This is a genomic window from Amycolatopsis sp. NPDC114504 (genome assembly GCF_055633595.1).
The window spans coordinates 635,846-650,458 of sequence record NZ_JBVKDU010000004.1 but is presented as its reverse complement, the minus strand read 5'-3'; the positions used below and the strand labels follow the sequence as shown (position 1 = coordinate 650,458).

Sequence of the window (14,613 nt, the reverse complement as noted above, 5' to 3'; positions counted from 1 at the left end):
GGTCAGCCGGTGTTGTCGGCGTAGTTCACCGTGACGTTCTTGAAGCCCAGCGACTGCAGCAGGCCGACCAGCATCGCCTTGGTGTTGCGCTCGGCGTCGGCGACCAGCGTGCTCTTCGCGGCCGCGCCCTCGATCTGCTTCTGCGCGAGCTGGTACAGCGCCTGCTGCGAGTTCGGGTTGCCGCTGAGGAAGTCGTTGATCCGGGTGAACAGGCCCTGCTGCTGCGCGTAGACGTAGGACTCCTTGGTGTCCAGGGTCGCCGGCTCGAGCCGGGCGTGCGCCAAGGTGAGCGTGGCGGACAGGCGGTCGTCGGAAACCTTGACCGCGTCGCCCTTCAGGCCCGAGAAGTCGACGTAGGCGTTGTCCGTGCCGACGCCGATGAACAGCGTGTCGCTGCCGGAGAGGAAGCTGGGCAGGATCGAGCTGGTCTTGATGTCGACGACGACCTGGAACGACCCGCTGGCCGCCTCGTAGCGCGACAGCTCGACGATCGACTGCAGCAGCACCGGACCCGAGCGCTCCTCGGTCTTCTCGGCGAACGGGTTGCGCAGCTGGGGTAACAGGTGCACCGCCGACGCGACGAGTACTGCCACGGCCAAAAGCACCACTGCCGCCGCGATCGCGACGAGTCGCTTGCCCCATGCGCCCATGGCGGGAAGGTTACCCACTCCGCTGCGCGGTCAAGCGCGGGCGGCGGTACCGTGATCCGCCTACGTGGTCGGATCTCCGCAGAGGGGAAGCTTCGTGCGCAAGTCCGTGTGGCTGTGGGTCCTGCTGGTCGTCCTCGCCATCCTGGTGCTCGGATTGATCTTCGGCGGCTATCGCAAGGGCGAGAAGATCGGCGCGCCCCTGGGCGATCAGTCGACGTCCATCGCGTTCGGGTCCTTCTTCGCCGCCCAGTAGTCGGCGATGTCCTTGTCCGTGATGTTCTTGAGCGACGGCGGGTCGAGGTCGCCGCGGTCGAGGGCGGCCCACTCGTCGGCCGTCGGGTTCTTGTAGAAACCGCCGTAGCCCGGCCATTCGCCGGTGCGCGCCGCGTCGCGCGCGCCGTGCATCTCGGCCGCGTCCCACTTGTCGATCGGCTTCGTGGTCACGTGCCCGGTGCCGTCGACCGTGTGCCCGCCCGCCGGGACGGCCTGGCCCGTCTGCGGGTTGTACCGCATGCCCTCGCCGCTGGAGTGCATGTCGTCGACCATCTTGTGGTACGAGTCGTCGGCGATGTCCATCCGCTTCCGCTCGTCGTCGTAGGTCTTCCGGCTCGGGTCGTTCGGGGCGGCGTCGGCGGCGGCGTCGCGCCGGTCCTGCTCGGCCTTCGCCGCGTCCGCTTTCTTCTCGTCGTACAGCGGGTGGTCCTTGTTGTGGACGTGGTTGGGATCGTCCCCGTGGTAGACCTTGTCGGAGAAGCTGTGCGGGTCGGGGTGACCCGCCTTCATGGTCTCCGGCGTCTGGAACCCCTGCTGGTGCCCGTAACCGAGCTGGTTGAGCTGGACCGCGGTGCTCGGGTCGTTGGCCTCGATGGCGTTGCGCTGCGCGTTCCGGTACGAACCGAGGCGGTCGTTGTACCCGAGCTTGTCGTCCTTGGTGACGTTGGGCTCGTCGCGGACGTCACCCTTGGTGAACCCGGATTCGTGGCTGCCGCTGCCCTTGCCCGTGCCCGGGTGGTACCGGTGGTTGGGGAAGTCCTCGTAGTACGCGTTGGCGTTGTTCTCCAGCGGCCCCTGCTCCTTGCGAGGCAGCTTCGTGCCGCCGTTGTCGCTGAGGATGTCGAAGCCGCCTGCGTGCTCGGACTGGTGCGTCTTCTTGCCGTTGATCGTGTAGTCGTGCTTGTCGTCGAGCCGCTTACGCTCGGCGTCCTTGTCGCCGTAGGTGCTTTCGGGGTACTTGCGCTTGCTCGTCGACGGCCCGGAGTTCCCCCGGGCGTAGGGGTGCGCCTGAGCCTTGGCGGCCGCGGCCGCGCACGGCGTGGTCCGCGTCGGGCCCAGGCCGAGCGGGTCGGTCATGGCGGTCGGGTTGCCGACGTAGGCCAGCGAGTCCGGCGCCGGGGTCAGGCCCAGCGGGTCGTGGGACAGGAACCGCCCGGTCTCGGGGTCGTAGTAGCGGTACCGGTTGTAGTGCAGCCCGGTCTCCGGGTCGTGGTACTGGCCGGGGAACCGCAGCGGGGTACTCGCCGTTCCGCCGGCCGAGACCCCCGGGCCCCACAACGCCGTGTGCAGGTGCCCGGCCAGCGCCCCGGTGTCGTCGACCAGCTCCGCGGGCGCCCCGACCAGGTCGGGGACGAGCGCGTGGAACCGGTCTCCGCCACTCGCGCCGAGGACGCGTTCGGTCTGGGTGAGGGGGAGCGGCGAGCCGGGCGCGTACTCCCACACCGTGGCGACCGGCGGCCGGCCCGGTCCACTGTGGACCTGTTCGGCCGGCACCTGCCCGTCCCACGCGAACTCGACCTGCTCGGCGACCGCGCCGTTCGCGTCCAGGCGCTGCTTGGCGATCCGGCGGCCGAACGGGTCGTAGCGGTAGCGCCACGTCGTGCCGTCCGGCGTGCGTACGCCGAGCAGCCGGTTCTCCGCGCTCCACTCGTAGGTCCAGCGCTGCCCGCCGCGTTCGCGGGTGACGACGCGGCCTTCCCCGTCGTGGCCGTAGGCGGTGGGACCCGCGGCGGTGAGCAGGGTGCCGGTGTAGGCGCGAGGCCCGCTGGCCTGGGGCGCGCCGAGCCAGCCGGCTCCGGTGACCGCCCCGGTCACGTCGTAGTCGTAGGTCTCCTGCCACCGCGGGCCGCGCACGGACCGGACCCGGCCGACGGCGTCGACGTCGAGGGTGCGCTGCCCGGAGATCAGGTCGTTGACCCCGGCGAGGTAGCCGTCGGGCAGGTAGCCGTATTCGCGCCGCTGCAGGGTTTCCGGGCCCCGCAGGACCGTCTGCGCCGCCAGCTGCCCGGTGGGCGTCCAGTCCTGGCGCAGCTCCGCGACCGGTCCGGCGCCGCCGTACAGGCCGCGCACGGTTTCCCGGCCCGCGGCGTCGTAGCCGAACCGCAGGGTGCGCCCGGCGGTGGCCAGCACGGTCGGGCGGGCGGCCGGGTCGTACCCGACCACCGACTCCGCGCCCGAGGGTGTCCGGCGGCCGACGCGGCGGCCGAGTGCGTCGAACCGCGAGTGCACGACCCGGCCGTTGATCGACTCGGACAGCACGCGGCCGAGCTTGTCGTAGGTGAACCGGACCTCGCTGTGCGCGTTGGCCGCCGACAGCATCCGGTCGGCCTCGTCGTAGGTGAACACGGCGACCTCGTCGGCGCTGCTGCGCCGCACGACCCGGCCCACGCTGTCGCGCTCGAGGGTGATGGTCTGCCCGGCGCCGTTGGTGCGGAGCACGAGCCGTCCCACGGGGTCGTAGCCGTAGCGCAGGACGCGTCCGTTGTAGTCGGTCTCGCCGACCTTCCGGCCGGCGGCGTCGTACTCGTAGCGCCACACCAGGCCACGCTCGTTGGTGACCGAGGTGAGCCGCAGTTCGGTGTCGTAGCCGTACTTCAGCGTGCCGCCGTCCGGGGCCCGCTCGCTGACCGCGACGTCGAACTGCGCGTACTCGATGCGGCTGACGCCCCCGCGCGCGTCCGTGCGCTCCTCGAAGTTGCCGCGCGCCGTCGAAGCGAACCGCTCGATCGCGCCGTCGGCGTCGCGCGCTTGCACGACGCTGCCGGCGGCGTCGCGGACCACCGTGCTGGTGTTGCCCGCCGGGTCGGTCTCGCTGGTGATGTTGCCGAGCGCGTCGTAGCCGTAGCGCCACACGGCGCCGTCCGGCTCGGTGATGAGCAGCGGGAGCCCGGCGGCGTTGGCCTGGATCCGGGTGACCCCGCCGAGGGCGTCGGTCACCGAGTCCACGGTGCCGGTGAAGGGGTCGTAGGTGTAGGCGGTCGCCGCGCCGGCCGGGTCGACGGTGCGGGCGAGGCTGCCGCGCCGGTCGTATTCGTAGCGCCACACGCCGCCGTCCGGGCCGGTCACCGCGACGGGCCGGTGCCGCTCGTCGTAGCCGTAGACCACGCGGCCGCCGTCGGGCCGCGTGACCGCGACGAGGTTGCCGATCTCGTCGTAGTCCCAGCGCGTGACGTGGCCGAGCTCGTCGGTCTCGGCGACCACGCGCCCGAAGCGGTCCCGTTCGGCACTGGTGGTGTGCCCGAGCGGGTCGGTCTGGCCGACCACCCGCAGCCGCTCGTCGAGCCGGTAGCGGGTGACGGCGCCGAGCGAGTTCGTGACGGTCGTGACGCCGGGCTCGTAGGCCAGTTCGGTGTTGAGGTAGTTCTCGGTGCCCTGGGCACGCACGCAGCGGCCCTCGGCGTCGTAGCCGTAGCGGTACCAGCGGCCGTTGACGTCTTCCCAGCGCGAGAGCCGGCCGTCGGCGTCGTAGGTGAACTTCTGCGGGGTGCCGACCGCGTCGACGACCTCGGTCAGCCGGCGCGCGGAGTCGTAGGTGTACTCCGCCAGCGGCACCGGGGACCCCGCGGTGCGCAACGCCGTGACCAGGCCGTCGGCGCTGTCGATCTCGACGCGGTAGCCGCCGGAGTGCTCGATCGCCACCGGCACGCCGTCGCGGTGGCGCAGCACGATCCGGTTCCCCGCGCCGTCCACGACCGCGCGCAGCGGCAGGGTGGTGTCGCCGCGGCGGCCCGCGAAGTAGCGCATGCGGTCGGACTGCGGGTCGCCGACGATGAAGCCGTGCCGGACCCGGCGCAGCGCCAGGTACGGGCCGCTCTCCGGGACCACGGCCTCCACGCCCCGCGGGACCGGGAACCGCAGCAGCGTGCCGTCGGCCAGCGCCAGGTGCAGCCCGTCCGGCTCCACCTCGAGCCGTTCGTCGAGCGTCGAGGCCCAGCTGGGGCCGAACAGCCGGCCGGCGCGGTAGGTCGACAGGTGCGTGCGCTCGACCACGAGCGGCAGCGCGCCGGGGAGCGAGACGTCCTCCTGCACGAGGATCACGGCGCCGGTCGCGACGTCGATCGGGTCGCCGCAGTCGGTCTTGTCCTTCGTCTGCGTGGTGTGCTCGTCCGGCTTGCTGTTGTTGTCCTTGATCCGCGACCCGTCGCCCTTGGGGTCGCCCTTCGGCGTGCCGGAGGGCGTGGTGTTCCCGTCCGGGCCCTTCGAAGCGGGCGGCGGCGTCGGGTCCGGGCTCTTCGGCGTGTCGTCGGGGCCCTTCGAGGCGGGCGGCGGGTCGGTCTTCGGGGGAGTGTGGTCCCCGGACGGCGTGGTGTTGTCGCCCTTCGCGCCCGACGCGCTGGTGCTGTCGTCGCCCTTGGGCGTCGGCGGCGGGTCGGTCTTCGGCGGCGGCGCGTCCGGTCCGCCCTTGCCGTTGGGCCCGTCGAGACCCTTCGGGTTGCCCTTGATGTCGATGCTCTTCGGCGGCGGCGCGGCCTTGCCCGGCTTGATGTTCTTGAGGGCCTTGGCGGCGTCGGCGAACAGGTCGCCGGCCCGCTTGAGCAGCGGGATCAGCGCCTGCAGCGCCTTGACGAGGCGTTTGGTGATGTCGGCGATCTTCGACGCGGTTTTCGCGACGGCGCCGATGACCTGCGGGACGACCCAGGTCAGGCCGATGCCGAGAGTGAAGACGACCTGCAGGGCCCAGCTGATGAGGTGGCCGACGAGCTCGGCGATGATGTCGCGGACGAGCGCGCGGACCGCGGCGACGACCTCACCGGCGGTCTTGACGCCGCTGGAGGCGCCTTCGCAGCCCTTCTGGGCGGTTTCCAGCAGGGTGACGGTGTCCTGCGCGCGTTGGCGGTAGGTGTCGCCGGCGTTCCCGGTCCACGACGCGGTGTCGGTCTTGACCATGCCGGTGAGGTCCTGGCCGATGCTGCCGAGCTCGGTGGCGACGTTCTTCCAGGTCTCCGACTGGGCGGCGATTTCGTCGGCGTTGCCGGTCAGGCCGTTGAGGGCTTCCTTGAGTGGGCCGACGTGTTCGATGAGCCAGCCGACGCCGGCGGCGAGGATCGCCCCGAAGGGGTCCATGGCCATCGAGAGGGCGTCGAGGGCGGTGCCGACGGCGCCCATCGCCACGGACGCCCAGTCACCGCTTTCGATCGCGGACTTCAGGTCGTTCGCCGACTCCAGCAGGGAGATCCCCGAATACGCCGTCGTCGAATCCTTGGTTTCCGCGACCAACGGATTGCTCACGTGCTGACCTTCCCCTTCACCTGCCGAGCGACCACCACCGAAGTTAACAAGCGGTGTACGCATGATGGTCGCCAGCCCCGCGGGATGCCTTTTCGACCAGCCGATCGTGCCCTCGGGCCGGTGACGTCACACCCGGGTCGCGTCAGCGGCCGAGCAGGCGGGCGCTCTCCTCCGCGCGGTGCAGCGCGGCCAGCAGCGCGGCCCGGCCCCGGTGGTCGATGTCCTCGGTGAGGGCGTCGACCGCGGCCTCCCCGCCCCGCTGGAGCTGCTCCACCAGGTCGCGGTGGACCGCGGCCAGGCGCGCGGCGTCGAAGTCCGGCCGGACGAAGGTGAGCAGCAGCCGGACCTCGTCCTCGCACCGCTCGTAGCCCGCCAGCAGGTGCCGGTTGCCGGCGGCCGCGACGATCGACCGGTGGATCGCGCTGTGCGCCCGCGTCAGCTCACGCCACGGCGGGTCGGGAGTCTGTGCGGCCAGCGCCTCGAGCCGGTCCACTTCGGCCAGCACCGGGCCGAGATCGGCGCCCGCCGCCAGCGCCATGCGCAGGGCACCGAGCTCCAGGACCTTGCGGAAGTCGAAGACCTCGTCGATGCGCCGCTGGCTCAAGGGCGCGACGACGGCACCCCGGTTCCGCTCGTGGACCACCAGCCCGCGTTCGACGAGCAGCCGCAGCGCCGCGCGGATCGTGTGCCGGCCGACGTCGAAGCGCTCCGCCAGGTCCTCCTCGCGGAACCGGGTGCCGACGGGGTGCGCTCCGTCCAGCAACTCGTCTCGCAGCGCACTCGCGACCCGCTCCGGCGCGGTCTCCCCTGGATTCACGAACGTACGATACAGCGGAATATTGTGCTACAAAACGACCGGCTCCCGCGCTCCGGTGCGCTCCGCGCCGACGCCGGCCGCCACGACGAACAGCACTCCCGCCGCCGCGGGGAGGTCCGGGACCTGGTGGAGCACGACCAGCCCGATCGTCAGGGCGATGGCCGGTTCCAGGCTCATCAGCGTCCCGAACGCCGAGGTGTTCAGCCGCCGCAGGGCGAGCATCTCCAGGCTGAACGGGACGACCGGCAGCAGGATCGCGAGCCCGAGGCCGATGAGCAGCAGCTCCGCCGTCACGTGCCCGAACACCGCCGGCCCGTAGGCGAGCGTCGCCACGATCCCCGCCACCGGCATCGACACGGCGAGCCCGCGCACGCCCGCCACCTCGTCGCCGACCCGTTGCGTCAGCAGGATGTAGGCCGCCCAGCAGACCGCGGACGCCAGTGCGTAGCCGACGCCGAGCAGGTCGGCGCCGCCTCGCCACGGTTCGGTCAGCAGCACGACACCGAGTGCGGCGAGCACCGGCCACAGCTTCTTGCCGCCGCGGCCGCGCGTGACGGCCACCGTGAGCGGGCCGAGGAACTCCAGCGCGCTCGCCGTGCCGAGCGGCAGGCGGGCGACGGCCTCCATGAACAGCATGGTCATCCCCGCCGTGACCACGCCCAGCCCGCAGCAGGCCAGGAAGGTGGCCCGCCGGAACGACGACGGCCGCGGCCGGACGAAGACCAGCAGCAGCACGCCGGCCCACGCCAGCCGCAGCCACGCCGCGCCCTCCGGGCCGATGCGGTCGAACAGGCCGACGGACACGGCGAGGCCGAGCTGGACGCAGAGCATGGCGGCGACCGCGAAGGCCGCACCGGTTCGGGTGGAGGACAGCACGAACCCAGCAAAACCGATCCGGACCGTTCGTGTCCACGTGCCGATCGTGGATGTACTGTTCAGGAATCATGGACACTCGACGGCTCCAGTTCCTCCTCGAGCTGTCCCGCCACGGCTCGATGCGCGCGGTGGCGGACGTGCTCGGCACCACGACGTCGACGGTCTCGCAGCAGATCGCGGTGCTGGCGAAGGAAACCGGTGCCCCGCTGCTGGAACCGGACGGCCGGCGCGTGCGGCTCACCCCCGCGGGACGCCGCCTGGCCGAGCACGCCGTGACGATCCTCGCCGCCGTCGAGGCCGCCCGGGCCGACCTCGACCCCCAGGCCGAACCGGCCGGCACCGTGCGCGTCGCCGGGTTCGCCACGGCCGTGCGGCGCTCGGTGCTCCCGGCCGCCGCCGCGCTCGCCGACGGCCACCCGCAGGTGGAGCTGCGGATCAGCGAATACGAACCGCACGAGGCCTTCGCCGCGCTGCTGGCCGACGACATCGACCTCGCGCTGACCTACGACTACGACCTCGCCCCGGTCGTCACGGACCCGGCGATCACGGTGAGTCCACTGTGGACGGCGCGGTGGGGCCTGGCCGTCCCGGCGGCCGACGCGGCCCGGGCGCGGGGCGAGAGCACCGTGGCCGTCTTCGAGGCGTTCCGCGACCACGACTGGATCGTCAACTCCCGCAACAGCGCCGACGAAGACGTGATCCGCCGGCTGGCGTCGACGGCCCGGTTCACCCCGCGCGTCACGCACCGCGCGGACAGCCTGGAACTGGTCGAGGACCTCATCGCGACCGGCCCGGCGCCCGCCGTCGGCCTGCTGCCGGCCGGCCGCGCCACGAGACCCGGGGTCGCATTGCTCCCGCTGGCGTCACCGGACGTGCGGCAGCGCGCGTTCGCCTGCACCCGGCGCGGGCGGGAGGTGTGGCCGCCGCTCGCGCTGGTGCTCGGGCTGCTCGCCCGCTGAGGCACAACTGCGGCCCGGGTGGTGGCTGCAGTACTCGGGCCGGAGCACGAACCTGTGCGCAAGACACCGGTCGGCAGCCAGGCCGCCAACCAGGTGTTCCAGCAGACCTGCGACAGCGCGAACCCGCACCAGGTCTGGCACCAGCACCTGAAGGAGTCCGGCTGCACCCGATGCCTTGCGGCGCTTCCGGAACGTCAGTTCTGACGCCGTAGCGCGGACGCCTCACCGCGGCCCAGCGCCGCGACGTGCTCGGCGAGAGCGAACGTCTCGCTGAGCGTGGCTCCCGCGTCGAGCCGGTCGATGACAGCGGTTTCGGCCCGCTTGATCGCGAGCGCGCCGTCGAGGAGGTCGCCGATGCGGTCGGGCGCCACCACGATGAGCCCTTCGCCGTCGGCCAGCACCAGGTCGCCGGGGTTCACCGTGACCCCGCCGCACGTCACCGGCACCTGCAGCTCGCCGAGCTTCGACGACGTCCCGGACAGTGGGGTGACGAAGCGGCTGTACAACGGGAGTTCGCAGCCGCCGACGTAGGCCATGTCCCGGTAGCCGCCGTCCACGACGATGCCGCCGAGCTGACGGACGAGCGCGCCGCGGGCGAACAGCTCGCCGCCGAGGGCGATCTCGCGCGCACCGCCGTCGACCACGATCACGTCGCCGGGCGCTGCTGCTTCGATGGCTTGGAGCACGCCGAGGAAGTCGTCGCGGCAGCGGACCGTGAAGGCGGGCCCGAAGATGCGCTGCCGGGCCGATCGGGGGCGGAGCGCGCTGTGCACCACCCGGGTCGTCTTGTCGACATCGCAGAGGGCGGTGGTGTCCACCGCGAGGAACTTCTGGGCGAGCTCGTCGTTCACCGGCATCGCGCGATGCTACCGGCGGCTACACCGCCAGATCCGAACGCAGCGGGTCGCCGCGCATCGCTCGCCACACCGCCGCCGGGGTCAGCGGCATGTCCGCGTGGCGGACTCCGTACGGTGCCAGCGCGTCCACCACCGCGTTGACCACCGCCGCCGGCGAGCCGACCGTCGCCGACTCGCCGATGCCCTTCGCGCCGATCGGGTGGTGGGGGGACGGCGTCACCGTCTCGCCCAGCTCCCACGACGGGCACTCCAGCGCCGTCGGCAGCAGGTAGTCCATGAACGAGCCGCCCAGGTGGTTGCCGTCCTCGTCGAACGCCACCAGCTCCATCAACGCCATCCCGATGCCGTCCGCCAGTCCTCTGTGGACCTGGCCGGCCACGATCGCCGGGTTGATGCGCACCCCGCAGTCGTCGACCGCGACGAACCGGCGGACCCGCACCTGACCCGTGTCCGCGTCGACGTCGACCACGCAAACGTAAGCGCCGAAAGGAAAAGTCAGGTTCGGCGGGCTGTACACCGTGGTCGCGTCGAGGTGCCCTTCCACGCCCTCGGGCAGCGCGAGGTCCGAATGCGCCGCCAGCGCGATCTCCCGGATCGTGTGGCCGCGGTCGGGCACCCCGCGGACGAACCAGCGCCCGCGCTCCCACTCCAGGTCGCCGGGATCGACCTCCAGCATCGCCGAAGCGACCTGACGCGCGCGCTCGCGGACCTTGCGGGCCACCGTCACCGCGGCCGCGCCGGACACCGGGGTCGAGCGGGAGCCGTACGTGCCCAGCCCGAACGGGGTCTGGTCGGTGTCGCCCTGGACGATCTCGACCTCGTCCTCGGGGATCCCCAGCTCGTGCGAGACCAGCTGGGCGAACGTCGTCTCATGGCCTTGGCCCTGGGACATGCACGACAGCCGCAGCACCGCCGAACCGGTCGGGTGCACGCGCAGCTCGGCGCCGTCGGCCATGCCGAAGCCGAGGATGTCCATGTGCTCGCGCGGGCCCGCGCCGACCGCCTCGGTGAAGAAGCTGATCCCGATGCCCATCAGCTCGCCCCGCTCCCGCCGCTCGGCTTGTTCGCGACGCAGCTCGGCGTACCCGGCCATCTCGAGCGCCAGCGCCAGCGCCCGCGGGTAGTCGCCGGAGTCGTAGTTCCAGCCGGTCGCGCACGTGTACGGGAACTGCTCGGGCCGCAGCAGGTTCCGCTCCCGCAACGCGGCCGGGTCGACGTCCAGCTCGCGGGCGAGGACGTCCATCATCCGCTCGACGACGTAGACCGCTTCGGTGATCCGGAACGAGCACGCGTACGCGACCCCGCCGGGAGCCTTGTTCGTGTGGACGCCGGTGACGGAACAGTGCGCCGCCGGCAGGTCGTAGGAGCCGGTGAAGACGTGGAAGAACCCGGCCGGGAACTTCGACGGCTGGGCGGTGCCGTTGAACGCTCCGTGGTCGGCGATCACCCGCACCCGCAGGCCGAGCAGCTTGCCGTCGCGGGTGGCGGCGATCTCGCCGTGCATGTGGTAGTCGCGGGCGAACGACGTGCTCATCAGGTTTTCCGACCGGTCTTCGACCCACTTCACCGGCCGCCCGGTGAGCATCGCGGCGACCGCCGCGCACAGGTAGCCCGGGTAGACGACGACCTTGTTGCCGAACCCGCCGCCGATGTCCGGGGCCACGACCCGGATCCGGTGCTCGGGCAGACCGGTGATCTTCGCGTACATCAGCCGGTGCGCGTGCGGGGCCTGCGCGGTCGACCACACCGTGAGCTTCCCGCTGATGACGTCGACCTCGGCGACCGAGCCGCAGGTCTCCAGCGGGGCCGGGTGCACCCGCGGGTAGAGCATGTCCTGCCCGACGACGACGTCCGCGCGCGCGAACGCGGCGTCGGTCGCCTCGGCGTCGCCGGCGGTCCAGTCGAAGACCTGGTTGTCGGTGCGGCCCAGGTCGTCGCGGATCACCGGGGTGCCGGGGGACAGCGCGGTGCGCGCGTCGACGACCGCGGGCAGCGGCTCGTACTCCACGTCGATCAGCTCCAGCGCGTCGCGCGCGGAGTACCGGTCCTCGGCGACGACGAACGCGACTTCCTGGCCCTGGAACCGCACCTTGTCCGTGGCCAGCACGGCTTGGACGTCGTGGGAGAGCGTGGGCATCCACGCCATCCCGCGCTCGGCGAGCATCGCGCCGGTCAGCACCAGCCGGACCTTCGGGTGCGCCTCGGCCGCGCTGGTGTCGACCGACACGATCCGCGCGTGCGCGTGCGGGCTGCGCAGGACGGCGCCGTGCAGCATGCCGGGCCGGACGAGGTCGTCGACGAAGGTGCCGCGGCCGCGGACGAACCGGGCGTCCTCCTTGCGCGTCCGCGAGCCGAACCCGCCGGTCATCGCCGTCCCTCCGGGTTCTCGGCGGCCCAGCGGATGGACCGGACGATGTTCTCGTAGCCGGTGCAGCGGCACAGCTGCCCCGAAATGGCTTCGCGGATGACGTCGTCGGCGGGGTCCGGGTCCCGGTCGAGCAGCCAGCGCGCGGTCATCAGCATCCCGGGGGTGCAGAACCCGCACTGGATGCCGTGGCAGGCGACGAAACCCTGCTGCACCGGGTCGAGCGCGGCGCCGTCGGCGAGGTCTTCGACGGTCCGGACCCGCTTGCCGTCGGCCATCGCGGCCAGCACCGTGCACGACTTGACCGGCACGTCGTCGAGCCACACCACGCAGACCCCGCAGTTCGAGGTGTCGCAGCCCCAGTGCGTGCCGGTGAGGCCCAGCTCGTCGCGGAGGAAGTGGACCAGCAGCAGCCGGGGCTCCACCGAACGGCGGTGCCGCTCGTCGTTGACGGTCACGGTGATCTCCACGTCAGGCCTCCGCGCGGGTCTTGGCGAGCGCGAGCGCGCGCGTGGTGAGGGTGGCGACCAGGTGGCGCTTGTAGTCCACCGGGCCGCGCTGGTCGGCGGTGGGCCGGCAGTGCTCGGCGGCGATGGCGCCCGCCTCGGCGAACCGCGCGGCGGTGGCCGGCCCGCCGCGGAGGAAGTCCTCCGCCTCCGCGGCGACGAACCGGGCCGCCCCCACGGCGGTGAGCCCGATCCCGGCTTCGGCGACCGTGCCGCCGTCCAGCGTGAGCGCCGCCGCGGCCGCGGCGACCGCCCAGTCGCCCGCCCGCCTGCCGACCTTCGCGTAGGCGCTGCTGCCCGGGCCCGGCCGGATCGGGACGCGGATCTCGATCAGCAGCTCCGCCTCGCCGACGGCGGTTTCGTAAGGGCCGTCGAAGAAGTCCCGCACCGGCACGACGCGCTCACCGGCCGGGCCCCGGATCACCGCTTCGGCCCGGACGGCGGTGAACGCCGCGGAGAGGTCTTCGGACGGGTCGGCCTGGCACAGCGAGCCGCCGACCGTGCCGCGGTTGCGCACGATCGGGTCCGCGACGACGCGCTCGGCGTCGTGCAGCACCGGGAACAGCGCCCCGGCCCCGGGCGAGGCGAGCAGGTCGGCGTGCCGGGCGAGCGCGCCGATCCGCAGCGTCTCCGGCGTCGCGTCGATCCCGCCCAGCTCGGTCAGCTCGTTGATGTCGACGAGCACCTCGGGCGCCGCCAGCCGCAGCTTCATCATCGGGATCAGGCTGTGCCCGCCCGCGATGACCCGCCCGGCCGGGCCGTACTTCTCCAGCAGCGTCAACGCGTGCTCGACGCTGGTGGCGCGCTCGTACTCGAAAGGGGCGGGCACCTGCATAGCGGTCGATCGTTCTCCGCGCGGACCGGCACCGCAACCGCCTTAAGCAAAGGGTTAATCGCGCGTTGTCGCACCTGGAGTGCGGGTGAAAGATCGATTCACACCAGGACCGACGGCGAAGCGGGGGCGCGGGATGCGGATCGAGTCCGACGGGCACAGCCGGGACAACCCGCGCATGTTCGAGCTGGTCGAAGACGCGCCGAAGGACGGCGGCAGCCCCACGGTGTGGGCGTACCCGGAGCTCGTCGACTTCCTCAAGGTCGCCGGCCGCCCGGTCGCGGGGCCGTGGCCGCCGCACCAGCGGCCCCGCCCCGATCCCACGGACGAGTCGCTGCCCGTGGCCGTGCCCGACCCGGCCGCGCCCGCTCGAGACGACTGAGGGAGCACCGTGTACCCGACCCGGTTCCGCTACGAGGCGCCCCGCTCGCTGGACGAGGCGATCCGCACCCTGCACGACGGCGGCGAGGACGCGAAACTGCTCGCCGGCGGGCAGAGTCTCGTGCCGCTGCTGAAGCTCCGGTTCGCCTCGCCGACGCTGCTCGTGGACCTCAACACCGTGCCCGGCCTCGACCACCACGAGCTGGACGAGAACGGGAACCTGCACGTCGGCGCGTTGTGCCGGCACGGCGACCTCGAGCGCTCGGACCTGCTGAAGAGCACCCAGCCGGTGATGGCGGCGGCCGCGCGGCTGGTCGCCGACCCGCTCGTGCGCAGCCGCGGCACGCTCGTCGGCTCGCTGTGCCACGCCGACCCGCAGGGCGACTGGGCGTCGGTGGTGCTCGCCCTCGGCGGCTCGGTCGTGGCCGCCGGACCCGGCGGGCGGCGGACCATCCCGGTGCGGGACTTCGTGCACGGCCCGTTCCAGAACGCCCTCGAGCACGACGAGATCGCGGTCGAGGCGGTGATCCCCGCGCCGGGCGGGACCCCGGACGGCGGGTACCTCAAGCTCGAACGGCGCGTCGGGGACTTCGCGACCGTGGGCGTCGCGGTCGCGATCGAACGCGACGGGGACACGGTCACCCGCGCCGGGATCGCGCTGACCGGCGTCGGCGCCGCGACGATCGAAGCCGCCGACGCCGCCCAGGCGCTCGTCGGCGGACCGCTCACCGGCGACGTCATCGACCACGCGGCGGGCCTGGCCGCGCAGGCCGCGCGGCCGAAGAGCGACCACCGCGGCTCGGCGGACTTCAAACGGCACATGGTGCGCGTGTTCGTGCGGCGCATCCTCGAGCGAAGGGTGGCGTGA

At 72.6% G+C, this 14,613-nt stretch carries 13 protein-coding genes; 5 read left to right on the top strand and 8 right to left on the bottom strand.

Translation table 11 applies throughout. The annotated features are described in order from the left end of the window. Positions 1-2: 2 nt before the first annotated feature. Positions 3-650: a DUF4230 domain-containing protein gene (locus ACZ7PG_RS32635; RefSeq protein ID WP_470242979.1), complete on the bottom strand. Its 648-nt coding sequence runs from the start codon at positions 648-650 to the stop codon at positions 3-5. Between the two features lie 94 nt (positions 651-744). Here ACZ7PG_RS32635 and ACZ7PG_RS32630 point away from each other — a divergent pair, with 94 nt between their 5' ends. Beyond that, positions 745-903, top strand: coding sequence for a hypothetical protein (locus ACZ7PG_RS32630; RefSeq protein ID WP_470242978.1), 159 nt, complete (start codon positions 745-747; stop codon positions 901-903). On the opposite strand, the gene ACZ7PG_RS32625 is transcribed toward ACZ7PG_RS32630, so the two are convergent. From ACZ7PG_RS32625 to ACZ7PG_RS32615, 3 genes are all read right to left on the bottom strand, one after another. Next, entirely contained in the window at positions 858-6,152 is a 5,295-nt protein-coding gene (locus ACZ7PG_RS32625; RefSeq protein ID WP_470242977.1) for an RHS repeat-associated core domain-containing protein, read from the bottom strand. The two genes, ACZ7PG_RS32630 and ACZ7PG_RS32625, sit on opposite strands and share 46 nt — an antisense overlap. Before the next feature lie 142 nt (positions 6,153-6,294). Further along, a complete protein-coding gene (locus tag ACZ7PG_RS32620) occupies positions 6,295-6,969 on the bottom strand; it encodes a GntR family transcriptional regulator (protein WP_470242976.1) in 675 nt (224 codons plus the stop codon). A gap of 27 nt (positions 6,970-6,996) precedes the next feature. Further along, positions 6,997-7,845 carry an EamA family transporter gene (locus ACZ7PG_RS32615; RefSeq protein WP_470242975.1) on the bottom strand — a complete coding sequence of 283 codons (849 nt, stop codon included), beginning with the start codon at positions 7,843-7,845 and terminating at the stop codon, positions 6,997-6,999. Between the two features lie 68 nt (positions 7,846-7,913). On the opposite strand from ACZ7PG_RS32615, the gene ACZ7PG_RS32610 reads away from it, so the two are divergent. Further along, positions 7,914-8,804 (top strand): LysR family transcriptional regulator, encoded by an 891-nt coding sequence (locus tag ACZ7PG_RS32610; protein ID WP_470242974.1) that lies wholly within the window; start codon positions 7,914-7,916, stop codon positions 8,802-8,804. Positions 8,805-8,858: 54 nt separating this feature from the next. Beyond that, a complete protein-coding gene (locus tag ACZ7PG_RS32605) occupies positions 8,859-9,008 on the top strand; it encodes a hypothetical protein (RefSeq protein WP_470242973.1) in 150 nt (49 codons plus the stop codon). Here ACZ7PG_RS32605 and ACZ7PG_RS32600 read toward each other — a convergent pair. The 4 genes from ACZ7PG_RS32600 to ACZ7PG_RS32585 are packed head-to-tail and all read right to left on the bottom strand — an operon-like array spanning position 8,999 to position 13,367. Further along, entirely contained in the window at positions 8,999-9,661 is a 663-nt protein-coding gene (locus tag ACZ7PG_RS32600; protein WP_470242972.1) for an RraA family protein, read from the bottom strand. The two genes, ACZ7PG_RS32605 and ACZ7PG_RS32600, sit on opposite strands and share 10 nt — an antisense overlap. Before the next feature lie 19 nt (positions 9,662-9,680). Further along, positions 9,681-12,029 (bottom strand): aerobic carbon-monoxide dehydrogenase large subunit, encoded by a 2,349-nt coding sequence (locus tag ACZ7PG_RS32595; protein ID WP_470242971.1) that lies wholly within the window; start codon positions 12,027-12,029, stop codon positions 9,681-9,683. Beyond that, complete coding sequence (locus ACZ7PG_RS32590; RefSeq protein WP_470242970.1) at positions 12,026-12,496, bottom strand: (2Fe-2S)-binding protein; 471 nt, start codon at positions 12,494-12,496, stop codon at positions 12,026-12,028. The genes ACZ7PG_RS32595 and ACZ7PG_RS32590 overlap by 4 nt, the downstream gene beginning before the upstream one ends. Before the next feature lies 1 nt (position 12,497). Beyond that, entirely contained in the window at positions 12,498-13,367 is an 870-nt protein-coding gene (locus ACZ7PG_RS32585) for an FAD binding domain-containing protein (RefSeq protein WP_470242969.1), read from the bottom strand. Positions 13,368-13,500: 133 nt separating this feature from the next. Here ACZ7PG_RS32585 and ACZ7PG_RS32580 point away from each other — a divergent pair, with 133 nt between their 5' ends. Next, the gene (locus ACZ7PG_RS32580) at positions 13,501-13,746 is read left to right on the top strand and encodes a hypothetical protein (RefSeq protein ID WP_470242968.1); all 246 of its coding nucleotides are present in this window, start codon (positions 13,501-13,503) and stop codon (positions 13,744-13,746) included. A gap of 9 nt (positions 13,747-13,755) precedes the next feature. Next, positions 13,756-14,613, top strand: coding sequence for an FAD binding domain-containing protein (locus tag ACZ7PG_RS32575; RefSeq protein WP_470242967.1), 858 nt, complete (start codon positions 13,756-13,758; stop codon positions 14,611-14,613).

What these genes read in the sequence shown, in the direction of transcription:
- ACZ7PG_RS32585 (WP_470242969.1), bottom strand. Translation starts at nt 13,367, where the DNA reads ATGCAGGTGCCCGCCCCTTTCGAGTACGAGCGCGCCACCAGCGTCGAG.
- ACZ7PG_RS32580 (WP_470242968.1), top strand. Translation starts at nt 13,501, where the DNA reads ATGCGGATCGAGTCCGACGGGCACAGCCGGGACAACCCGCGCATGTTC.
- ACZ7PG_RS32600 (WP_470242972.1), bottom strand. Translation starts at nt 9,661, where the DNA reads ATGCCGGTGAACGACGAGCTCGCCCAGAAGTTCCTCGCGGTGGACACC.
- ACZ7PG_RS32610 (WP_470242974.1), top strand. Translation starts at nt 7,914, where the DNA reads ATGGACACTCGACGGCTCCAGTTCCTCCTCGAGCTGTCCCGCCACGGC.
- ACZ7PG_RS32635 (WP_470242979.1), bottom strand. Translation starts at nt 650, where the DNA reads ATGGGCGCATGGGGCAAGCGACTCGTCGCGATCGCGGCGGCAGTGGTG.
- ACZ7PG_RS32595 (WP_470242971.1), bottom strand. Translation starts at nt 12,029, where the DNA reads ATGACCGGCGGGTTCGGCTCGCGGACGCGCAAGGAGGACGCCCGGTTC.